We start from the raw sequence: 23,782 nt of genomic DNA on the forward strand, positions 1-23,782 counted from the left end.
ATTAGTTTAAAAAAATGGTTTTGTGTGTTTTAGCTGATTCTGTGGCAGCGGATAAGATTTCAACGACTATTTCATTAATGGCCAGAGAAGATAAATCTTTTTGTGGATCTATTTTACCTTGAACTACCGCCGCCAAATAGGCAAATACATTGGCTCTTTCTGGAGCCAAGGGCGATAAATTAATCAAGCTTTCTTTTCCAAATCTACCATCCGAAATATAGCGCATTTGTTTGTTTTTATTAGCTACCAATATGCCTTTACTGGCATATAATTCGGTATCTTTTCTGTCAAATGGCCAATTCCAAGATGCTTGGATGATGGCCTGACAATGGGGATAATTTAAAATAATGGTGGTTTCATCATCTACCTTGGGGTAGATATTCGGTTTCAAATGTTGGCTTATTGCCGTAACGGATATGGGCTTTTGACCTTCCATCAACCAAGTCATGATGTTAGCGCCATAGCATCCAAAATCAATCAAGGCTCCACCGCCATTCATGATGGGGTCAGTGAGCCAGGTAAGGAATTCCTGGGAACAACCAATCTCCACCGGTCCATTGTGTCCATCCATGATGACTACCTTGCGTAAATCACCTAAAGACTTCTCGACTTTCAGCATATCCCACATTTTGGCATGAGAGGGATACCAGGTCGTTTCAAAATTGGTTAGTAAAGCAATGGGATGTTTTTTGACGATAGCCTTCATTTGACTAAGGTGCTCCATATTCACCGCCAAGGGCTTTTCAACCATCACATGTATGCCTTTCGGTGCACAGGTTTGTACCACCTCCAGATGCTCATAAATGCTATTAAAGGCACATACGGCTTCGGGTTTAGTTTGGGCAATCAATGTTTCCAAATCTGGAAACCAAAGTGAAGTGGGTAATTGATATTGTTTGAGTAAACGAAGGGCAAGTGCTTTGTTTTTTTCTGCGAAACCCACAATGACAACATCCGCATTTTTTTGAGCGGCTTCCAATGCCTGTCCCACATGATCATGGGTCATACCAGCTATGCCCACTCGAATGGGATTTCCTACTAATAACATAGGGCTGATGAAGATCAGCCCTATGAGATAAAGAATTGTTGCTTTCATGGCAAATGTAGCCTTGAATTAGTTTCTAGGACCACCTTGACGCATTTGACTCTGCATCGTGATGTATTTTTCCAATTGCTCTGGTGTTAAAATGGCTTTCAATGACTCCAATTGGCCATCATTGATTTTCTTCATTTCTGCCATCATTTGCTCACGCTCCATGCCTGCCTGACGGAATTCCATCATTTTTTGCATACGAGCAGAAATAATCGGCTCTAATTTCTTAACCTGATCTTTATTCAGGCTTAGTTCCGTAGAAATACGGTCTAGCTGTCGTTGAACCATCGCTTAGGGATCAAAGTCTTGTGCATTAGCTGTGTTACTCAGGCCAAGGAACATCGCCATCATGGCGCAAAGGGCAATAAATTTTTTCATGGTAAAGTATTTTATTGATTTAATGGCTAAATATAGTGCTAAATTTTCTAATAAAATTTTTATTCAAAAATACTTTTCCAAATTAAATCATATACTTCAGGGGCCTCCACTTGACTAGGGAGCTCTTTTTGATCCGAAATGTAGACAGGATAATATTCCGGCTCGCAAAAAATACCCCCATGAGAACCTTTGATGAGTGTTGCATCCAAAGGAATTACATCCATCAAATAGCGAAAACCGCTGAGCTTTCTAGCCAATTTATAGGCTGCCCTTAGTTTAATGAAGGGGTTTTTGGGATCCATGAACATCTCCACTGGGTCATACCCAGGCTTTCGGTGAATGTCTACCAAGCGGGCATAATCCGGGGCTTTGGCATCATCCATCCAAAAATAATAAGCAAACCAAGCTTGCGGCTCAGCGATTAACACCAGTTCCCCACTACGGGCATGATCTATGTGGTAAGCTTTTTGTTCTTCGCGGTTCAACACCTTAGCTATACCTGGTACTTTCTCTAAATCAGCTTTTAATGCTGCTAACTTACTAGGATCTTTTATATAAACATGGGCTATTTGGTGATCTGCCGTGGCAAATGCCGCACTTGCTCCTGCATCCAAAAGTTCCAATCCCTTTTCCACTCGGATACTAATCATCCCTTTTTCTCTCAAAATGCGGTTGATGTAAATCGGTTGGTTCACTTCATTGATACCATATTCTGATAAAAGGATCACCTTAGCCCCAGTACTTTCAAAATGCGTCACTAGGTCTTTGACTACTTCATCTATTTCCTTTAGTTCCTTAGCAATTTTAGGAATGTCAGGTCCAAATTTTTGCAAGCAATAATCCAAATGAGGTAAATAAATGAGATGTAAGGTGGGATTGTATTTTTTATCTACCCAAATGGAAGCATCCGCTATCCAACGGGTCGACTTAATATTGGCATTTGGGCCCCAGAAATTGAATAATGGGAATGTGCCTAATTCAGCTTGTAATTCATCGCGCAAAGAAGCCGGATAAGCGTAGCAATCGGGTGCCTTCACACCATCAGCATGGTATTGTGGGCGAGGCGTTACTGAATAATCAGCAGATGAATACATGTTGTACCACCAAAACATTTTGGCACAGGTAAAATTCGGGTTCTCCTTTTTGGCGGCATCCCAAATTTTCTCTCCTTGAACCAAATGGTTGGATTGTTTCCAAAATTTCACTTCGGCATCCTCCCGATCATACCAGCCATTTCCTACAATGCCATTTTCATTGGGATATTTTCCCGTCACATAACAACTTTGTGAGGTGGTGGTGACAGCCGGCAATACGGGTTTAATGTGGCTTAATTGCCTGGCAGCAATGAACTGGTTTAAAAACGGTGTATGTTCGCAGAGCACGCTTTGACTCAAACCAACGACATCAATCACGACCGTCTTTTGCATAATATTAAGCTTTTAATTGTTCTTGTACCCACTGAATTTCACGAATGATGGATTCATGAATGGGAATTTGATGTTCTTCGGGTAAAACTCCCCACGTATAAGTTTCTATTTCCATTTGAGCCGTAAAAGCCTCTTGCTTTTGTATGGCTAGGGTTTCTCTAATTTCTTTTTGGGTGGAACCCAGCAAGCCATAACTCTCTAAAAATAAGGGTACATGGTAGTGGATGCGCCATTCTAAAAATTTACCTGCTTCATAGGCAGCAAATGCTTGGTCCAAATCTGGATATTGAATAAAGCTTCCATCCGCTTTTTTGGCTTTTACCTGATGTAAATAAACGGGCTCTTGGTATTTTCTCAATAAAGCTAGCTTTTCTTCCGCCTGTTGGCTAAAATCTAAACGCAAGGCAGAACTCACTTGGATTTTACCCACTTGTATGCCTTTTGCTTTTAATTCTGCTATGCAGGTAGCCGGATGGTCATAGCTTACGCCAAAATGACAAATATCGAAGCAGATTTGAATATGTCGACGAATCAAGGCTTCTGCTTTTTCAGCAGTATATCCTTTTTGTACTAAATGAGGAATTCCTAAAGGCAAAAGGCAATCGCCAAACCAATCCACGAATTCCCGCTGATTTTCTAAAATCCCGTCGGGCTCTGGTTCTATATCAATGTGTATGCTTTTTCCAGTATTTTGTTCAATCTGAGCCAATTGATCTACTAAATCGACCAATGCCAAAGTGCCTTTTTCTGTGGCTTCTTGCAATGCCTCCGGGCTTTTCCACCAAAAACGGTAGGAGAGTGGAGAGGTGGATATTCCACCAGTGTCTTGACCTTCTGGCAATAATTTGGCTAAAATATGCGCCAAACGTAGCGTATAATCGTAACGCTCTTGAGTGGTCCAGTCGGGCGTATGCACATCATCTTTGACTACCACTCCATGAAAACCACCAAAGGGAAAGCCATTTAAGGTAAATACATATAAATCCTCTGCTTTCAACCAATCTGTCAAAGCCTTCCAAGCTTGTTCATCTTGCAAATCCTTAGAAGCCAAATCGGCAATGCGTAAACCTAATCCCATGGGGGCATCTGGGCTTACTGCTGCTTTGATGGACGGGATGTTTTTTTGAAGATTGGCAAAATGTTCTGACCAAATTTCACCGGGGTGAATGTTGGAACAATAGCTTAAAAGTCCTTGAGCTGTTTTCATATGTTTACCCTATCTGAGCTAAGAAATCAACCGATTTTTTAATCAAATCAAAATTCATTTCATGCACTTCTTTTCCTTTTCCTAATTTTTCCAATAAGGTGATGCATAGCTGTCCTCCCAAATGTTCTTGGAACTCTTGCAAGCCTTTGAATAAATTAGCTTTATCGTTTTCGGCCAATGCCGGGTGATAAATTTCAAATCCTAGGGTCTTGATGACTGCTATCACGCGATCTCTTTCCTCAGCCGTCAAATAACCAATTTCATGGGAATAGGCCGTATCTAAAGCAATACCAATAGCCACCGCTTCTCCATGACGTATCTCAAAATTGCTTAAATATTCCAACTTATGAGCTGCCCAATGGCCAAAATCCAAGGGTCTAGCAGAACCTAATTCAAAAGGGTCTCCGCTGGAAATATGTTGCATGTGTAATTCGGCACAACGGTAGATTTGCTCTATCATAACGGCCTCATTGCGCTCATTCATGGCGGCTGCATTTTCTTCCAACCATTGGAAAAAAACCAAATCCTTGATTAAAGCCACTTTAATGGCTTCGGCTATACCCGATCGCCAATCACGGTCGTTTAAGGTTGCCAATAAATTTACGTCATTAAATACGGCTACGGGTGGTGCAAAGGTGCCCAAGAAATTTTTCTTACCCATGTAATTCACCCCATTTTTCACGCCTACACCCGAATCGTTTTGAGATAAAACCGTACTCGGTATACGAATGAATTTTACTCCTCGGTGCGAGATTGCTGCCGCATATCCACTCATATCTAAAAAGGCTCCTCCTCCAATACATGCCACAAAAGAGTGCCGGTCAATCCGATGTTCATCGATGGCTCTGACCACTTCTTCATAAAAGCGTGGGTCATTCTTACACACTTCGCCACCCGGTAAAATGAGGATTTCAGGGGCTAAATCAGCCACAGGATAATGCTCAAAGTACTGAACGATTTCATGGGTTAAATTGGGATGCGCATCGGCCACACCCTTGTCAATGACAAATACAATTCTTTTTCTGAAATCAGCTAATCCAAAATGCTGGATAAAATCCTTGAATACCGGATTCTCTAGCTGAAATAAGCCTTTGGAGAAAATGACCTGATAGCGGAAGGGTACCTGAAAATATTGTTCTAATGACTGCATGCTATAAAATTACGTAACGGCAAAGAATTTCCCTACTCGCATTGAAATGGGAAGAAGGGCTAAAACTGCCAAAGCGATCACCCACTGTCCACTCAGACTCACCCAAGCGGCATTCATCACAATGAGTGATAAGACGCCTGCTTTCACTGTTTTACCTATGTTGGGACCTATGGGGTTTTGATACGCCTTTATTAAAGGTTTAAAGATAAGCGTGATATGCAAGAAAATGAACGGAATGGCGATCCATTGTTCAGATTTTATCGCTAAAGATAATTGTGCGGCATGAATGGTTAAAAAAAATAGGGCTGCAGCAGCGATAGGCCATGGGGTACTTCCATGTACTTCACCTCGGCTTACCATGGTGATGGCTGCAATGTAAATCAATGGCAAAATCATCCATTGTCCTTGTTCAATGACGCCTAATTCATAGACTGACATGCCTAGGAGTAGGTTGAATGCCCGACAAAGTCCCATGTTGATAGGGCCGAAATAGGTCATGTGTTTACCTTTCCAATCATAAAACAGGGCCAATAGCGAGATAATAATGGCTATGTAAGCGCTTAGTAAGCTTTGTTGGTATGCCAGAAATATCCCTAAAACCAAAAGCAAAAGGCCACCCGTTACTGCCGCAGTTAATGAAATGCGTCCGCTGGGTAAGGCTCTTTCTGGTCGCTCCAAGCTATCTAATTCACGGTCAAATACATCATTAAACACTACTCCACCGGCATACAAACACATGGTGGAAAGTCCCAAAAATATTACAGGCTGTATGGAATAATCTTTCCAGACGAATAGAAAACCCACAATGGCCATACCTGCCAAGATATCAGTCAAGGCGGTGATGACATTGGCTGGTCGAGTTAATTCCAAAAAGGCCCGTATTTGGCTCATTAGCGTATGATCAAGGAGTTTTTGTTGACTCTAGGAGCCTGGCCACCCCGTAATACCGTATTGCCATTGAATTTCAAAGATTGGTCGATTTCCATACCATGGATAAAGTCCGACTCTTTGATTTGTCCACTTTGAGCGAAGGCATCCAAGGCATTTTGGTAGGTCACTAATCGAATATCTTCATCCGCAATACCTTTCATTTTCATCAATGCTGCCGTTTTCGGTATCGCCAATGGATCGGAAATACCCCAGTCGGCCGCGGAATTAATCATGATCATGGATGGACCGTATTGTTTGACGATTTCCACCATCCGCTCATTGCCCATTTTGGTAAAAGGATAAATGGTGAAGGCCGCATAAAATCCTTGGTCTAATACCGATTTAACCGTTTCTTCATTATTATGGTCAATGATCACCATCTTGGGGTCTAAGCCATGTTCCAAAGCAATGGCCATACTTCTCTCCGTCCCTTTTTTCTTGTCGCGGTGAGGAGTATGTACCTGCACAGGTAAGTTCATTTCTTTTGCCAATTCCAATTGGGCACGGTAATATTTTTCTTCTAAAGCTGTCTGATCGTCAAAACCAATTTCTCCAACTCCTACCACTCCTTCTTTTTGTAAGAATAGCGGTAAAATCTCCATCACTTCCTCAGCCAATGCCTCATTATTTGCCTCCCGGGAGTTTAATCCAATGGTGCAATAATGTTTGATGCCAAACTGAGAAGAACGGAAACGCTCCCAACCGACCAAGGTAGCAAAGTAATCCTTGAACGAAGATAAACCCGTTCTAGGTTGTCCCAACCAAAATGCAGGTTCTATGATGGCTACCACGCCTGCATCTGCTAAGGCTTGATAGTCATCCGTTGTTCTGGCCGTCATGTGCACATGCGGGTCAAAAAACTTCATGCCTTTGATGTATTGCTCAAATGTTTCTTCCACGGTACTGGCAGTCATAGCTTCCTCTGCAGATCCTTGAAAGTGAGATGGGTTCGATTGGTGTGGATTTTTACACATAATCTTAGGCTGGTTGGTAAATGGGTTCTGGTTTCTCTAAAGCACCCCATGATTCGCCTGGAACTGCGGGTAGCTCGTTTTTGTATTTTTCTGCCAAAGTTTTCGCTTCAGGCAATTTAGCTTGTGACAAGACTAAAGCCGCCGCTAATCGATCGGATGCTTGGTCGGAATGTATTAATTTCTCAATGTCCACCAACATGCCCTGGGTCAAATAAGGAACCAATAAGCGCCATACTTGGGAAGGAACACGACGGTTAGCGGCCCAGCGTTCATGGGCAAAATCCACCAACGTAGCGACTAAGGCTTCGTTATTTCTTTCTTCCAAACCTTCTATTTGATGGATGGGTTTATCGTTGAATATGCACTTTAAAACCAATTGGTTCCAAGCTAATTCTGAGAAATACTGCTTTGGATAAGGATTTCCGAAGGCAATGGCATCAAAGATCAAACCTACATTGGACCTTACAGCATCTGTGGCGCGGTTCATCCAAGCTTCCGGATATGATAAAATCGGAATGGCGGAGTACAAGGCCACCGATTCATTCATTTCGGCAGTGTCAAACAATAGGTTAATTTTCTTGATGTATGCTTCTTGACTCAAATCTCGCTCTTGACATAGGCTTAATAAATAGACCCTTGCCAACCGATCCAAGGTCCAACCGTTCCAATTCCACGCCGGTAGGATGGTGGTGGCTTGACTCAGCACTTCTTTTTCTAGTTCTTGTTTTTCAATGAAACGAGGAACCATGACAAAGCTGAGCGATAAAGAATTGGCGTCTTTCGCTGATTTTTCCCTCAACCAATCCAATTCCTTGGGTTGGCATTGGGTACTTAATGCTTGAAATAGGGACTCGGAGATATTCAAAATATGCTATTTTTTTATGATTTTAGGCTAAAAACGAATTTACTACATAATCTTTAGATTGATGACATGATTTATATATGATATTTATCAGCCATGGCAATTATTGTATATTTTCTTCGGCTTTAATCTGGTAGGATTTCTTCTGCAGAAAAATTGTTTGCCAAAAATAACGAAAGAGCATCCTCGTTTTCTGCGTAAATAATAACTGATTTTCGGTATTGTGGGTCAAAGACCTCATTTTGAGCAGGTTTAACATGATTTTCCAAGTCCAAAATAAAGGTACCAATAAGGCATAATTCAAAAGAATAATTAAATAGGCAGCCACCCCATAACTTTTTCGTATCCAAAGCAAATTCGATACTTGGATTTGCACGGAAAAACGATTGACCCAAGAGGTCTTAGCCCTGCGAAATGGATTATCACCCAATAAATGTATCACGCGTATGTTTTCAAAATAGGCCAATTTACCAGCTTTAATCAAACGAGTACTCCATTCGGCATCCTCGGCATACATGAAAAAATCTTCGTCCCAGGCCCCCACTTGTTGGATAACGGTCTTACTTGTCATCAAGAAAAAACCGACCAAATTATTGGTTTCATAGCTTTGCTCAGGTACGTATTTTGGGAAACAATCATACACGAATCGTTTCCAAGCAGGAATATTGGGTAAAATATACAAATCAATCCTGATGTCGTTCAGCGTCCGATAATAGGGGATAGGTTCACCTTTTGCATCTACTTGAATGGCACCCACGGCAGCAATTTCTGGCTTTTGAGTTAGGTATTCATAAGCCTTACCAATGGCATTATCGCTCACCAAGGTATCCGCATTCATGAACAATACATGAGTTCCCTGGGCCACAGCTAGACCCGCATTGTTGGCTTTGGAAAAACCGGCATTATAGCCTAAATCAATCCATTTTGTCTGAGGAAAAGCCTCTAGAATAGCCTCATTGGCTCCAGCTTGATACTTGTTGTCCACCACAATGCACTCAAAGTCGACGCCTGTAGTATACTGGTAAATGCTCTGAAAGCAATTCAGTAATAGTTCTTCGCTTTGGTAATTAACAAAAATGATGGAAAGCTGCATAAGTCACAAAAATAACCTAAAATGTGGGGAAATGAAATGGGATAGGAATGTAGAATGAAGAATGTAGAATGGAGAATGTAGAATGAAGAATGTAGAATGAAGAATGTAGAATGAAGAATGTAGAATGAAGAATGTAGAATGAAGGATGTAGAATGAAGGATGAACGCGCTGTTCGACATGTTCCGCAGGGTCATGTCGAATGATAGATCATTGGAATTTATAATTCCATACCATTTTTATGGTTTTAATAAAATTATAATTTGTAGCTATTCTCAAGGCATTTCTTTTTTTGGATAAAAATAGGGATTAGTGTTAAGGGATTAGTGTTTAGCTGTTAAATAAAATTTTGTAAATTAGCAATTGGCTTCGAGAACCTCAGCCAACTGTTAATTTCTGGGCTAAGACACAAGTACTCATATCAAAACAAGTGGATAAGTTGGCGGAGGTTCTCGAAGCCAACGATTACTATTTGAATTGACACATCGGAACATTTCGAACAACGCACAACTAATCCCTAACCTCTAATCCATAATCCCTAACAACGTCGAATAATAGATCATTGGAATTTGTAATTCCATACCATTTTTATGGTTTTAATAAAATTATTCGATATGTTCTAAAGGTGTCTGATAAAAAGCACGATCATTAATCACTAAACACTAATAACTAATCATTGAATTTCTAGGTATTTCTTTTTTTGGATAAAAAAAGAAACAAAAAAACTTGAAACAAAGCGGTTAATCCTAAGACGAATTCCGCTAAGCGGAACCGATGCTCACTCCGCATACGGCTTTAATTTTTGACGCTTAGCCATGTCCTACGCAAGAGTCAAAAATGCGCCTGCCGCTTCGCTCATGCTTCGTTCCCATCTTTCGTTGGGATTAACCTTTGAATGAATAAAAATAGGGATTAGTGTTAAGGGATTAGTGTTTAGCTGTTAAATAGCATTTTGTAAATTTGCAATTGGCTTCGAGAGCCTCAGCCAACTGTTAATTTCTGGGCTAAGACACAAGTACTCATATTAAAACAAGTGGATAAGTTGGCTGAGGTTCTCGAAGCCAACGATTACTATTTGAATTGACACATCGGAACATTTCGAACAGCGCACAACTAATCCCTAACCTCTAAACCCTAAACCCTAAACCCTAATCCCTAATCCCTAAACCCTAATCCCTAACAACTATTCCCTCCATTCTTCATTCTACATTCTACATTCTTCATTCTACATTCCTATCCCATTTCATTTCCCCCAATTTTAGGCTATTTTTGTAGTATGGAAGAAAGACCGATCACCGACTGGTTACCCTTAACAAAAAAGGAAGTAGAAAAACGAGGCTGGGACGAGCTAGATGTTATTTTAATATCCGGCGACGCCTATGTCGACCATCCCTCTTTTGGTACCGCAGTGATTGGTCGTATCATGGAAAGTGAAGGCCTTAAGGTGGGTATCGTAGCCCAACCCAACTGGCAAGATGATTTACGCGATTTCAAGAAATTAGGTAAACCCAAATACTTTTTTGGCGTGACCGCCGGCTGTATGGATTCCATGGTGAATCACTACACGGCTAACCGTCGTTTGCGTTCCAACGATTCCTATACCCCGGGTGGTGAAGCCGGTTTTAGACCCGATTATGCTACCACGGTTTATTCCAAAATTTTAAAAGAGATTTATCCCGATGTTCCCGTGCTCATCGGTGGGATTGAAGCTTCCTTGCGTCGTGTGACGCATTACGACTATTGGGCAGATAAATTATTTCCTTCCATTTTGGTGGATTCCCAGGCCGACATGCTGGTTTATGGCATGGGGGAGCAGCCTTTGCGGGAGATTATTCGGGGCGTGAAAAGCGGGATTCCATTGAAGGATTTGACAAATATTAACCAAGTGGCCTTTTTGCAGCCTAAAGAACAAGCTTTACCCGTGGTGGAGTCTTGGGAAACGGTGGAACTGAGTAGCCATGAGGATTGTTTGGCCGACAAAATCAAGTATGCCGCCAATTTCAAGATTGTGGAGGTGGAGTCCAATAAATGGCAGGCCAACCGCATTACCCAGCAAGTAGCCGATCAAATCTTGGTTATCAACCCGCCCTTCAAAACCATGGATGAGGTGGAGATGGATCGCTCTTTTGATTTACCTTATACCCGTTTACCACATCCCAAATACCGCAAAAGAGGACCTATTCCCGCTTTTGAGATGATTAAATTCTCGGTAAACATGCATCGAGGTTGTTTTGGAGGATGTAGTTTTTGTACCATTTCGGCACATCAGGGCAAATTCATTGCTTCGCGAAGTGAGAAGTCCATCATGAAAGAGGTGGATCAAATCACGAAATCCCCGGATTTCAAAGGATATATTTCCGATTTGGGCGGTCCTTCGGCCAACATGTACCGCATGAAAGGTAAGGACGAGTCCATTTGTGCGCGTTGCTCCAGTCCTAGCTGCATTCACCCCGTGATTTGTTCCAATTTGGATACATCCCACAAACCTTTAACAGAGATTTACAAGAAAGTAGACGCCCATCCGGGTATCAAAAAAGCCTTTGTAGGTTCAGGAGTTAGGTACGATTTGTTGGTGGATGATTTCAACAAGAACAATTCCGACATGAACCACGATGAATACATGGAGCAATTGATTACGCGCCATGTTTCCGGCAGATTGAAGGTGGCACCTGAGCATACTTCTGATGCGACATTGCGTGTGATGCGTAAGCCATCGTTCAAGTATTTCAGAAAGTTCAAAGAGAAGTACGATGCCATTTCGGCAAAGCATGGTTTGAAGCAGCCCTTGATTCCTTATTTTATTTCTTCCCACCCAGGATGTGAGGAAGTGGATATGGCCAATTTAGCGGCGGAGACCAAGGATTTAGGCTTCCAGTTGGAGCAGGTACAGGATTTCACCCCGACACCCATGACGGTAGCCGAAGTGATTTATTACACAGGTGTGCATCCTTATACCTTGCAGCCGATTTACACGGCCAAAACCAAGGAAGAGAAGCAAAACCAGAACAAGTATTTCTTTTGGTACAAAGCCGAATTCAAGGATTGGATTAGGAACCGATTGACCAAATTACAGCGGCCCGACCTAGCCCAGCGCTTGTTGGGTTTTAGAAATAGAAACCAAAAATACTAATCAATTATATCAATGGAAGTTAAAGACAGCAACGGTAATTTATTGAACGATGGAGATTCAGTGACCGTCATTAAAGACTTAAAAGTACGTGGATCCTCAGGCGTAATCAAAAGAGGCACCATGGTGCGCAATATCCGCTTAACCGATTTCGAAGGCGAAGTAGAAGGCAAGGTTGAAAAAACGATGATGGTGCTTAAGACGGAGTTTTTGAAGAAGGCGTAGTTTTTCAAAATGAATAATGGGAGGGATGTAAACTTTGATTTTTAGTAATATCCTTTCCCATTGATACAGTGTCTTATCCCACCTCTAGGGTTTTCCATGTCTCCTTTGTATCTAGGAATGACATGACAATGAAAATGGAAAACAGTCTGTCCAGCAGATTCTCCACAATTCATTCCGATATTGTAGCCATCCGGCTGATGCTTTATCTCAATTAATTCCTTTGCCTTTTTAATGGTTGACGATAATTCAGTTTTTTCACTTTCAGTAAGTTCAAAATAATCTTTTCTGATTTGATTACTAATAATCAATAGATGACCTGGAGAAACGGGGAACGCATCCTCAATGACAAAAAAAGAGTTGTTTTTGTAAATAATCCGGTCTGGCTGAATATTGCTGAAATCTTTCATCAAAATGTTCCTTTTAATTCTATTTCAGGTTTCCAAATTTGAATAGAATTGGTCAGGGCTAGGTTATATTGAAATTCTAAAAATCTTCTCCTGCTTTCCTTGGTTGAACCTGTCTGGTTTATAATAGTTTCTGCCAAAGGGTGTTTACTTTCGATGTAAAACTCGTTTCTGTTGAACAACCGCTGAAGAAATCTTTTTTCAGGAATTTTAGCCTTTTTGTGCAAATTGATTTTACTATCTGCCAAGACTAAATTCCAAACTCCATTAATATTGGCACCTGTTTTTGCATGGGCTAATTTATTTACGTGAGGTAAAAAATGGTCCACTTCACAGATGTCTGGGGCAAATTTATGGATGGAAATATCTTGGTAGGAATAAAAGCACTTTCCTTTTTGATACCCATTCAAAGAATCTCGAACGGAGGAAATATCAATTCGCCTCATGGAGTTATTTTCAATGAAAAATAACGACTTATCCTCATCATAACTAACCTCCAATAAATTGGGATTGATTTGCAAATTCCAAGCCGTTTCCACCAAATTCCAACGAGCCTCTACTTCTTGTTCGAAGTTTTGGAATTGAAATAATTCTTTAATTTTTAACAGGTTGTCGGTTAACACGATTTCTTTCTTGCCATTGGCAAAGTTTTTCTCATAAAATAAATTAGGAATAACTCCTCCATTAACATTTTGGAATGCGTCAACTACGTTTACAAAGCCATATTTCTCCGTGGTATGATAAAGTTCATCTTGGGAAATTTTCTCTTGAATAAAACCTCTGCAAGCTTCCAAAAACTTACTTGAACTGGCACTCCCTTGTTTATCATTTTTCCTTAGATGCTCAATAATAGAGTTGGCAAATGGTAAGGATAATTCCTCCAAGCTTAGACTGGTTTTTTCTTTTTCGATTAATCCAATCAATGATTTTGCAAATGCGAATTTGTAAGTAGATGAGTTTTTTCCAAATAGAATAATGGCTCTCCATTGGGATTCTAAGGAGGGGTCATTAATTTGGAATTGGGTGGTCATTTAAAAATATTTGGGCTTTCGTAATGTGTAAAATCTAATGAAAAATATATAGAGAAACTAAATTAAAACAAGACTTGATACGAGGGTAAAATGTCGATTAACCCCTTCACTCATTATTGGGCGAAACACATGCTGAAGATCGTAATTTTAGTTAATATGTGCCAACAGCATTTATTGCATTTTCAATTAATTTCTCAATATTTTTTTTTATATCATCGTAGACGTAAGTGCTACTTATATAATTGCTATCAAAACAAGTTACATAGTTTGAGAGTCTCTTGTTTTCTTTCCCAATTAATATATTGAAAAATGGATTATTACCTTTTTGTGTTTGATTTCCATTGCTATCTTTTAAACCATGAATATATATTCCAACAATTCCTTTTCTCAGTTCATATGCTTTTTGAATTTCATAATTAATCCATTTACGACCAGAAGTTGTGGAACCAACTAATACAACTAAGCAAGATCGTTTTGCCATTTGTTCATCAATCCATTCTTTAATTTTTGAATCAGTTTTTGACTTTACTTCTTCCCAGTCATTGTCACTAAAAGTAGATGAATTATCAACTTCACCCATGTTTCGAACTTGACCTGCGCGCCAATTGTCTTTGTTATATTCAAAACTGAAAAATACTTGTCTTTTTGCCATGGAATTATTTTTTTAGTTTTTTTAAAAGATTCTCGATTTCATTTAAAGCCATTTGTAAAGTGGTTTTTGAATCTGCCAATTTTTCTAAAATTGGCATAAATAGCTCTGGATTTTCATAATATTGGCTAGGATTACTTTTTATAATTAGATAAATTTTCAATGTTGCATATTGTGTTATTCCAATAGGAATACATATGTTGCCATTTTCTCTTGATATTTCAAATTCTCTAATTACTCCATTTGCATCAACAATATCAGATTCAGTTCCACTTTTATTGCCGAATACAAAAAATGAAATTCCACAGTGTGATATCATTTTTTGACGATACTCTTCCCATAATTCCGGTAATTTCTTATCTCCTGTTTCAAACTGAGGAAATGGTTTAAGAATAAGTTGATTTTCAGAGTATTTAATTGGATTGTTGTAAATTGATTCTAGTGCTCCATTTATAACAGAGCTGCCAATTCCCCAACCAAAACCATTAACAATTCGAAAATCATTTTCAATAATAATTTTTGCTAAATTATGGACAAATCCAATTGCATCGTTTTTTTCAAAAGGTTCGTATGATTCAGCACTACCTGAAATGAAGATTGTTTTTTTTTTGTACCGGTTTTCAATTTCTTTTAGGATTGAAGTTATTTCTGAATAATCATTTATTGATAACGATTTTATTCCATATCTTTTCAAATCATTTATTGTCAATTCTTGTTTTCGATTATTATAGTCCAAAGTTGCTTGGTCGGGATTTTGAGAATCTCCAAGTTGATGTCGTTTTACAAAGCAATAATGTTGTCGAAGTCGTTTACTAAATCTAAAGTTTAATCTACTCAAAACATAATCAAGATTTGGGTCTGAAAAACTGAATCCAATAAATAAAAATGTCTTTGATGTAAGTTCGCCAGCTAAGGCAGTTATAAATGGTTCGTGAGTAGAATGATATTGTTCATATTGCTCTTTTGTAATTATTGCTTCATTAGGATTATTTACATCCCCATGCATTTTGAAAATTACAATATCTCTCTTTGGCCTTGTTGTTAAAAGTTGATTTATTGTGTATTTAGCATCATAAACTTTATTCTCTTTTTGAAATGCTGTTTCTAAAAATTGGTCGTAATTTGTTGTCCAAATAGTTGAAAGTGGTAGTCTTGCAATTATTTTATGATTTTCAGTTTCTTGAGTGTCCTCCGTGAACTCCTCTAAAATCTTTTGGTTAATTTTTGATCGAGTTAGATTCTCATTAACATGAAATTGAGCCAAAGAAACTAGGTCTTTTTCTTTATTTATATCTAATCTAAGATCAGTAGCAATATCAGCCATTAAGTCTGTCCAATTAACATAGCCTGCAGGTACACTAAGGCCTGCCCCTGCAAAAATTGAAGCTGTACCTTCATTTAAATCTTTGACGAAGTCATTAATAAATATATTTATTTCATCATTGAAACTCATGCGCTAGCTTATTTATGTTATTTATTCATGCATTCTAATTTCCAGATTCACTTATGTCCTACTAACTAATGTTTTTGGATTTTGGAAAAAGAGTATTATGAAGAACTTCTTATTAGCCAATTGTGAACTTTTATTTAAATACAGAGCTTGATTTAGATAAAGAATCGCCAATTTTTTGCATATGGAGATAGGTTCTAATAATTTTTATATCGCAACACTTTTTCCAAAGTTTTTCGAGGATTTGTATTTACAATTAAATTTTATGAAATCGCATAGTTCGTAAAAATTCAAGTTATATTTCAATAGGTCGGCTGGATGTATAACTATTGTTAACTTTTCAGTTAATTTTTTTTCGGTTGCAAAAGCAACAAATGAAAATACAATCTCTTGTAATACTCTTTCTCGCTTTTCAACTAACCCCGTCCTACCACTTCCTAATATAGGTATTGCTAAATTTTCCAAATGACCTTTGGTTGAAATGAACTGCCATAATTCAACTAATGATGTTTGTAAATTCTCGAAATTGGAAGATGGTTTTCCAAATTCGTTGACATCAGCCATTGCAATCCAATAGGTTCTAAATTCAGTATCATCTCCCCATATTTTCCAAAAAGGCTTAGTTTGTTTATGAGTAAGTTTCGCGACTGTGCCTATATTATATTGCTTGTTCTTACTTTTAGTTCTTGATAATATTTTCAAAGGATTCTCGCTTGACAATGCAATTTCCAGGTCATTATCCAAATGAGCAATATTGTCATAATATTCTTTATAAAACTGTCCTTGCACACTTTTGGGAGAAATGAAGTTGCCTTTATGAGTTGTGTCAAACGTTGAATTTGTAGCAATTACTTTGTCCCCTGAATGTTTCAAATAGTTACCAACTATCAATTGAAGTTTGATGTCGGTATCTGCAATTTCTACTTCGTAAAAAAGCATTGGGAATTTTATTATGATTGACAATATAAGTGCTGAAGTAAGTAAAATAGAGAAAGAAAAGGGTGTAGTGTCGGGAATAGCTATTTTCATTTTGAAATGATTCGCTGCTTCAACAAATGTCCAACATAAACCAAACATTGCAAAAAATGTAGTTATAATGCTTTTGTAATTTTTTTTCCAATATGGTAAAGTAAAGTAAAATGGAAAACAATATATAATTTGCCTAATCCTGTTCATATTCCAAGTTTAGTATAAGTTTCTTGTTTATAATGATAAGATGATTTATCTTTTTCTTTTACTTTGGATTCATGCAGACTTGGCCAGTTTTTAAGGGCATATTCTAAAATTTTGGAATTGAAACTAATGTGCAGAGCCAACTCATTTTTTATTATTGGAGGGCATTTAACATCATCTCTCGTTCTAGTTCCATTTAGATTAACAACTATTATAGGTAATTCTCTCTTGATTGCTTGTTCAATTTCCCAACGTACATATTTATATAAATACATTGTTGAATCACCCACTAGTAAGATGAAAACCTTCGAGTTTCTAAATCTTTTCTGTAAGCCTGATTTTATGGATTCTTCACTTTTGTCATATATTTCATTTATATCATGTGCATCAATGAAGTAAAATGAACTATGGTCACTTTGTTTCCATGCTTTCATTAGATTATAGTATCTTAAATCACTATCTGCATCCATGGATACATACACATTGTTTTTATATGCCATTATCTATTAGTGTTATCTTTCAAATTTGATCATAACTATGGTATAAAAGAAAATTGGAAGAATTCTTAAATTCATCACAAATTTTAGATTTGAAACTTTTGAGTCTTTAAAAGCAGAAAATTAATAATATCACTTAATATATATATTGTTGAATATTAAGCACACAATAACATGATTCAGTAATTAATTAAAAATCATTCTCAATATAGAAATAATCCCTACTCTTTTTGTATCCTATTTATTTTCTGGTCAATCATTCTTGTAAGCAAAAATTTAAATTCTTCACCAAAAACTATTATTACAATTTCAGAACATATTGTTAAATACATCAATTGAGTAATTAAATCAAAGTATTTCGGGAATACTCTAATGGAGGCCTAAAACGTTCTTAGTATATACGTAAATGCATTTCACTTTACACGAAGTTTTCAAGAAATCTTTGGACATGAGAATTTTACTCCATTTAAAGGTGGAGAATAAGTAATGAATAGGGTAGGGCTAATGGGTATTAACTTAGCTTGAGATAGATTATTCTTCTTCCTCCTCTTCCTCCTCGTCTTGTATAAGTTCTTGGTTTAGTTTCTTGGTAGATTTTACCCCTAATTTCTTTAGGTTTTGGGCTCTAGTTACCAAGTTGCCTTTTCCTGTACTTAGTTTATTGACGGCATTGGCGTGGGCATCTTCCGCCTTTTTGATGTGCTTGCCTACATCTTCCATGTCTTGGGTAAAGCTGACAAACTTATCGTATAGATCTCCCGCTTGTCGGGCTATTTCAATCGCATTTCTGGTTTGGTATTCTGTTTTCCAAACAGAAGCAATGGTCCGTAACGTGGCCAAAAGGGTAGAAGGGGAGACCAATACAATTTTTCTTTCCCAGGCAAAATTAAATAATGTCGTGTCTTGAGAAATGGTGGCCACAAAACCAGATTCAATTGGGATAAATAAGAGCACAAAATCCGGGCTGTTCAAGTTCAGACCCGTATGGTAATCCTTGGCAGATAATTCCTTGATGTGGTTTTTCAGGGATTCAATGTGGGCCTTTAGGGCAATATCCTTCTCTACACTGCCTTCCTCGGCGCTGGTGTAGCGTTCATAGGCCACCAGGGATACTTTGCTATCAATGATCAGGTTTTTATTGTCGGGCAGGAAAATCACCGCGTCGGGTTTGATGCTTTCATTGACTTGGTTGCGGGTGACAAATTGCGTTTCATATTCAGAGCCTTTTTTCAAGCCAGAGCTTTCCAAAACCCGTTCCAATATCATTTCACCCCAGTTGCCCTGGGTCTTGTTAGATCCTTTCAGCGCATTGGTCAAATCCTCCGTTTTTTGGGTCACGGTTTGGTTGAGGCTGGTCAGGTTTTTGATTTGCTCCATCAAGGCGCTATTTTGCTCAATACTGCTCTTTTGGCCAAGGTTGACCTTCTCTTCAAACTCCTTCAATTTCTCTTTGAGCGGATTCAAGACATCATTCAATTTCACTTGTTGCTGCTCGCTTAAGACTTTTCCTTGTCTCAGCACAGATTCATTGCTGATATCTACCAGCATTTTCCGCATCTTTTCCTCGTCTGCTTTCTGGCTATCAAGCGTCTCTTTCATGCTTTTGGTTTGTCCTTCCAATAAAGAGACTTGTCCAAAAAGGCTTCGGTTTTCTTGTTCTAGTTCTTGGATTTTCTTTTTGGCTTCGGTTTCATTGCTTTGCCATTTGATTTGATCTTGAGCGAATTGGGCCAATTGGCTGGCCAAAAGCGTAATTTTACCTTGCAGTAGGAGGTAGGTGATACCTGCTCCTGCCAATATGCCGAGAAAGATGTAGAGGATAGTCATGGGGCAAAGATAGTTGTTAGTTATAAGTGTTTAGTTATTAGGTGGACAATTCAGATCTATTTTATATGGATACTGATTTTGAAGGTTTAAATTAAACGCTTCTTTATATCTAATGTCAAGGTATTTCTTTTTTTGGAGAAAAAAAGAAACAAAAAAACTTAGTTTAAAATACGGTTAATCCTAAGACGAATTCCGCTTTGCGGAACCGATGCTCACTCCGCATACGGCTTTAATTTTTGACGCTTGGCTAAGCCTTCGCAAGGGTCAAAAATGCGCCTGCCGCTTCGCTCATGCTTCGTTCCCATCTTTCGTTGGGATTAACCGTTCAACTTAAAATAAAGGGATTAGTGTTTAGTAGTTAGTGCTAAGAATCTGATAATTAATATGTTCTATTTATCCAAGTAATTTCAAATAAATGGCAGCTCTCGTCGTTCAGCTCCAGCGAAAGGGAATGAACGCAGCGGTAGACGAGGTTTTGACAATGCGCAAGGGCCATGCCGCGTCGGCGTCAAAAGTATAGGCGATAGCGAAGTGAATCCCGGTTCTGCGGAGCAGAATTCGCCTTTGCTGGACGACAATAACCGTTTTTTTGTTTCTTTTTTTTCGAAAAAAAAGAAATACCAAAAGAATCATAAACTAAGTAAAGGTCATTCAGAAAGTATTTTTAATGATTTAGACTGAATGTTCAAAATAACCCTTCGTAGAACAACATATGATATTGGCTTCGAGAGCCTCAGTCAACTGTTAATTTCTGTGATAAGACACAAAACTTCAATTTACACCAGTTGTATGAGTTGGATGAGGTTCTCGAAGCCAAGCATTGCAATTTAAATTGAATGAGCTGTTCGTTCTGACCCCTGCGGAACCTATCGAACAGCACAACATCTAAACACTAATCCCTAAGCACTAATCACTATTTTTCTCCATTCCTATCTGGCATAAAAAAAGCCCACTAGAACCTAGCGGGCTTGATAATAATAACTTGGAGCTTACTTACTTTCCCGGGTTTGATCCCAGTATCATCAGCGGTGCGGGGCTTAACTTCTCTGTTCGAGATGGGAAGAGGTGAACACCCGTCCTATCGGCTCCATAAATCTTGCAAGGCTTAGCCTTTTTCCATATTGTGAGATAAAATAAACAGTCGTTGCATTTTTTTATAAAAGTAAGCTTTCGGGTAATTAGTACTACTCGACTTTGACATTACTGCCTTTACATCTGTAGCCTATCGACCGTGTCGTCTACACGGACCCTTCATGGAATACTCATCTTCAGGTCAGTTTCGCACTTAGATGCTTTCAGCGCTTATCTGGTCCCGACGTGGCTACTCAGCTATGCCCTTGGCAGAACAACTGATATACCAGCGGTCAGTCCAACTCGGTCCTCTCGTACTAAAGTCAGAACCTGTCAATATTCCTACGCCCACAACAGATAGGGACCGAACTGTCTCACGACGTTCTGAACCCAGCTCGCGTGCCACTTTAATCGGCGAACAGCCGAACCCTTGGGACCTTCTCCAGCCCCAGGATGTGACGAGCCGACATCGAGGTGCCAAACCTCCCCGTCGATGTGAGCTCTTGGGGGAGATCAGCCTGTTATCCCCAGAGTACCTTTTATCCTTTGAGCGATGGCTGTTCCATACTAAACCACCGGATCACTATATCCTACTTTCGTACCTGATCGACTTGTCGGTCTCACAGTCAAGCTCCCTTTTGCTATTGCACTCTACGCACGGTTACCAAGCGTGCTGAGGGAACCTTTGAAAGCCTCCGTTACTCTTTTGGAGGCGACCACCCCAGTCAAACTACCCACCAAGCAATGTCTCCCATTCAGGGATTAGAATTCCAGTACAAGAAGGGTGGTATTTCAACGTTGGCTCCCCGATGCCTAGCGACACCGGCTCACAGCCTCCCACCTATCCTACACATCCAGTACCAAAACTCAATGCTAAGCTATAGTAAAGGTTCATGGGGTCTTTCCGTCCCGTTGCGGGTAAACGGCATCTTCACCGTTACTACAATTTCACCGAGCTCACGGCTGAGACAGTGCCCAGATCGTTACACCATTCGTGCAGGTCGGAACTTACCCGACAAGGAATTTCGCTACCTTAGGACCGTTATAGTTACGGCCGCCGTTTACTGGGGCTTCAGTTCAATGCTTCGCCTTGCAGCTAACATCCCCCCTTAACCTTCCAGCACCGGGCAGGTGTCAGGCCTTATACGTCATCTTTCGATTTTGCAAAGCCATGTGTTTTTGTTAAACAGTCGCCTGGGCCATTTCTCTGCGGCCTCGATTACTCGAGGCTCCCTTTATCCCGAAGTTACAGGGTTAATTTGCCGAGTTCCTTAGCCGTGATTCACTCGAGCGCCTTAGAATATTCTTCTCGACCACCTGTGTCGGTTTACGGTACGGGTTACTTATTAGTTATACACGCCTAGACTTTTCTTGGAAGATCACTCGCTACACTCGTTTTGGCATTGCTGCCGCCTCTCAAAGACACTATTCCGTCAGTATCTGGTAACCCATTCTCTCCGTCATCTATTTGCCCAATAAGTAAGTACAGGAATATTAACCTGTTGTGCATTAGGTTGTCGCTCTCGCTAGACCCTTAGCCCCCGACTAACCCTCAGTTGATTAGCATAGCTGAGGAAACCTTAGTCTTTCGGCGTGAGGGTTTCTCGCCCTCATTATCGTTACTCATGCCTACATTTGCTTTTCTGATCGCTCCAGCCAAGCTTGTCGCTCAACCTTCGCCGCAATCAGAATGCTCCCCTACCAGTATATAAATATAATCCAAAGCTTCGGTACTTTACTTGATGCCCGTTTATTATCGATGCCCGCCTCGCTCGACCAGTGAGCTGTTACGCACTCTTTAAATGAATAGCTGCTTCCAAGCTAACATCCTGGCTGTCACTGCAATCAGACTTCCTTAGTTCAACTTAGTAAAGATTTTGGGACCTTAGCTGTTGGTCTGGGTTCTTTCCCTCTCGGATTGGGACCTTAGCACCCCAACCCTCACTCCCGGGTATATTTTAAGCCATTCAGAGTTCGTCAGGATTTGGTAGGATTTGACTCCCCCTAGTCCTATCGGTAGCTTTACCTGCTTAAAACTTGACCCCGAGGCTGTTCCTAAAAACATTTCGGGGAGTACGAGCTATTTCTCAGTTTGATTGGCCTTTCACCCCTACCCACAAGTCATCCAAATACTTTTCAACGTAAACTGGTTCGGTCCTCCACTCCGTTTTACCGGAGCTTCAACCTGCTCATGGGTAGATCACAAAGTTTCGCGTCTACTCCCACTGACTAAGCGCCCTATTCAGACTCGCTTTCGCTCCGGCTGCTCACATCTATGTGATTAACCTCGCCAGTGAAAGTAACTCGTAGGCTCATTATGCAAAAGGCACGCCGTCACCCCACGAAAGGGCTCCGACCGCTTGTAAGCGTATGGTTTCAGGGTCTTTTCACCCCCTTACTCAGGGTACTTTTCACCTTTCCTTCACAGTACTCGTTCACTATCGGTCTCTTGGTAGTATTTAGCCTTACCGGATGGTGCCGGCAGATTCAAAGGGGATTTCTCCAGTCCCCCCCTACTCAGGATACTCCTACAATAACATAAACTTACCAATACAGGGCTCTCACCTTCTACGGCCCGCCTTCCCAGACAGTTCTCGTTCATTTATATCATCGATATCGAAGTCCTACAACCCCAGTCTTGCCGCAACAACACTGGTTTGGGCTAATCCGCGTTCGCTCGCCACTACTTACGGAATCACTTTTGTTTTCTCTTCCTCTGCTTACTTAGATGTTTCAGTTCAGCAGGTTTGCCTTCTATTTAAATAGAATACTAGATCTTCAATCTAGTGGGTTGCCCCATTCGGAAATCTTCGGATTAATGGTCTTGTGCACCTCCCCGAAGCTTATCGCAGCTTAACACGTCCTTCGTCGCCTCCAAGAGCCTAGGCATCCCCCATACGCCCTTATTTCACTTACTCTCTAATATCTTCATGCCCGAAGGCAATCGCTATCTATTTTTGCTCTTACTCTTTACTTTATTCTCACAATATGTCAAAGAACCTTGTGTAAACTTCCATGAATAAATTCATTTGGTCTACATCGTTTCCCTTATGTTCTACTTCCGTTGAAGTAGGAGGGAGGATAATTAATTGGTGGAGAATAACGGATTCGAACCGTTGACCCCCTGCGTGCAAGGCAGGTGCTCTAGCCAGCTGAGCTAATCCCCCAATTTTAATTGGGTTTTAATGTTAATCTCTTCATTCATTAGACTCGTTAG

The 23,782-nt window shown here is 39.9% G+C and carries 18 protein-coding genes, 1 tRNA gene and 2 rRNA genes; 2 read left to right on the plus strand and 19 right to left on the minus strand.

The annotated features are described in order from the left end of the window. Position 1 precedes the first annotated feature (1 nt). From SKC36_RS11660 to SKC36_RS11700, 9 genes are all read right to left on the minus strand, one after another. On the minus strand, positions 2–1,096 hold the full coding sequence (locus SKC36_RS11660; RefSeq protein WP_459465992.1) for a Gfo/Idh/MocA family protein: 1,095 nt from the start codon (positions 1,094–1,096) through the stop codon (positions 2–4). 18 nt (positions 1,097–1,114) lie between these two features. Beyond that, entirely contained in the window at positions 1,115–1,381 is a 267-nt protein-coding gene (locus SKC36_RS11665) for a hypothetical protein (RefSeq protein WP_459465993.1), read from the minus strand. A 149-nt stretch (positions 1,382–1,530) separates the two neighbouring features. After that, complete coding sequence (locus SKC36_RS11670) at positions 1,531–2,898, minus strand: alkaline phosphatase family protein (protein ID WP_459465994.1); 1,368 nt, start codon at positions 2,896–2,898, stop codon at positions 1,531–1,533. A gap of 4 nt (positions 2,899–2,902) precedes the next feature. Next, positions 2,903–4,105 (minus strand): metabolite traffic protein EboE, encoded by a 1,203-nt coding sequence (gene eboE, locus SKC36_RS11675; protein WP_459465995.1) that lies wholly within the window; start codon positions 4,103–4,105, stop codon positions 2,903–2,905. 4 nt (positions 4,106–4,109) lie between these two features. Further along, positions 4,110–5,255: a 3-dehydroquinate synthase gene (locus SKC36_RS11680; RefSeq protein WP_459465996.1), complete on the minus strand. Its 1,146-nt coding sequence runs from the start codon at positions 5,253–5,255 to the stop codon at positions 4,110–4,112. A 9-nt stretch (positions 5,256–5,264) separates the two neighbouring features. After that, complete coding sequence (gene eboC, locus SKC36_RS11685) at positions 5,265–6,146, minus strand: UbiA-like protein EboC (protein WP_459465997.1); 882 nt, start codon at positions 6,144–6,146, stop codon at positions 5,265–5,267. Further along, the gene (locus tag SKC36_RS11690) at positions 6,146–7,099 is read right to left on the minus strand and encodes a TatD family hydrolase (protein WP_459454767.1); all 954 of its coding nucleotides are present in this window, start codon (positions 7,097–7,099) and stop codon (positions 6,146–6,148) included. The genes eboC and SKC36_RS11690 overlap by 1 nt, the downstream gene beginning before the upstream one ends. A 64-nt stretch (positions 7,100–7,163) precedes the next feature. After that, positions 7,164–8,024, minus strand: coding sequence for an EboA domain-containing protein (locus SKC36_RS11695; RefSeq protein ID WP_459465998.1), 861 nt, complete (start codon positions 8,022–8,024; stop codon positions 7,164–7,166). Positions 8,025–8,124: 100 nt separating this feature from the next. Next, positions 8,125–9,114 (minus strand): glycosyltransferase family 2 protein, encoded by a 990-nt coding sequence (locus SKC36_RS11700; protein ID WP_459465999.1) that lies wholly within the window; start codon positions 9,112–9,114, stop codon positions 8,125–8,127. A gap of 1,273 nt (positions 9,115–10,387) precedes the next feature. Between SKC36_RS11700 and SKC36_RS11705 the strand changes: the two genes are divergently transcribed. Further along, positions 10,388–12,241: a YgiQ family radical SAM protein gene (locus SKC36_RS11705; RefSeq protein WP_459466000.1), complete on the plus strand. Its 1,854-nt coding sequence runs from the start codon at positions 10,388–10,390 to the stop codon at positions 12,239–12,241. Positions 12,242–12,253: 12 nt separating this feature from the next. Continuing rightward, on the plus strand, positions 12,254–12,463 hold the full coding sequence (locus SKC36_RS11710) for a zinc ribbon domain-containing protein YjdM (protein ID WP_109322565.1): 210 nt from the start codon (positions 12,254–12,256) through the stop codon (positions 12,461–12,463). 41 nt (positions 12,464–12,504) lie between these two features. Here the strand turns inward: SKC36_RS11710 and SKC36_RS11715 are convergent, their stop codons facing one another. The 10 genes from SKC36_RS11715 to SKC36_RS11760 form a co-directional block, all read right to left on the minus strand. Further along, entirely contained in the window at positions 12,505–12,870 is a 366-nt protein-coding gene (locus SKC36_RS11715) for an HIT family protein (protein WP_459466001.1), read from the minus strand. Then, complete coding sequence (locus tag SKC36_RS11720; RefSeq protein ID WP_459466002.1) at positions 12,870–13,898, minus strand: HNH endonuclease family protein; 1,029 nt, start codon at positions 13,896–13,898, stop codon at positions 12,870–12,872. Before SKC36_RS11720 ends, SKC36_RS11715 begins: the two co-directional genes overlap by 1 nt. 151 nt (positions 13,899–14,049) lie before the next feature. Continuing rightward, on the minus strand, positions 14,050–14,550 hold the full coding sequence (locus SKC36_RS11725; protein ID WP_459466003.1) for a TIR domain-containing protein: 501 nt from the start codon (positions 14,548–14,550) through the stop codon (positions 14,050–14,052). Between the two features lie 4 nt (positions 14,551–14,554). Next, a complete protein-coding gene (locus SKC36_RS11730; RefSeq protein WP_459466004.1) occupies positions 14,555–16,000 on the minus strand; it encodes an SIR2 family protein in 1,446 nt (481 codons plus the stop codon). Between the two features lie 204 nt (positions 16,001–16,204). Next, a complete protein-coding gene (locus SKC36_RS11735; protein ID WP_459466005.1) occupies positions 16,205–17,026 on the minus strand; it encodes a macro domain-containing protein in 822 nt (273 codons plus the stop codon). Between the two features lie 143 nt (positions 17,027–17,169). Beyond that, positions 17,170–17,670, minus strand: coding sequence for a TIR domain-containing protein (locus tag SKC36_RS11740; RefSeq protein ID WP_459466006.1), 501 nt, complete (start codon positions 17,668–17,670; stop codon positions 17,170–17,172). Positions 17,671–18,198: 528 nt separating this feature from the next. Next, the gene (locus tag SKC36_RS11745) at positions 18,199–19,494 is read right to left on the minus strand and encodes a DNA recombination protein RmuC (RefSeq protein ID WP_459466007.1); all 1,296 of its coding nucleotides are present in this window, start codon (positions 19,492–19,494) and stop codon (positions 18,199–18,201) included. Between the two features lie 980 nt (positions 19,495–20,474). Further along, positions 20,475–20,586, minus strand: a 5S ribosomal RNA gene (gene rrf / locus SKC36_RS11750). Between the two features lie 66 nt (positions 20,587–20,652). Beyond that, a 23S ribosomal RNA gene (locus SKC36_RS11755) occupies positions 20,653–23,483 on the minus strand. Between the two features lie 172 nt (positions 23,484–23,655). Continuing rightward, positions 23,656–23,732: transfer RNA gene (locus tag SKC36_RS11760), tRNA-Ala, on the minus strand. Positions 23,733–23,782 lie beyond the last annotated feature (50 nt).

The organism is Aquirufa sp. OSTEICH-129A (genome assembly GCF_054558355.1).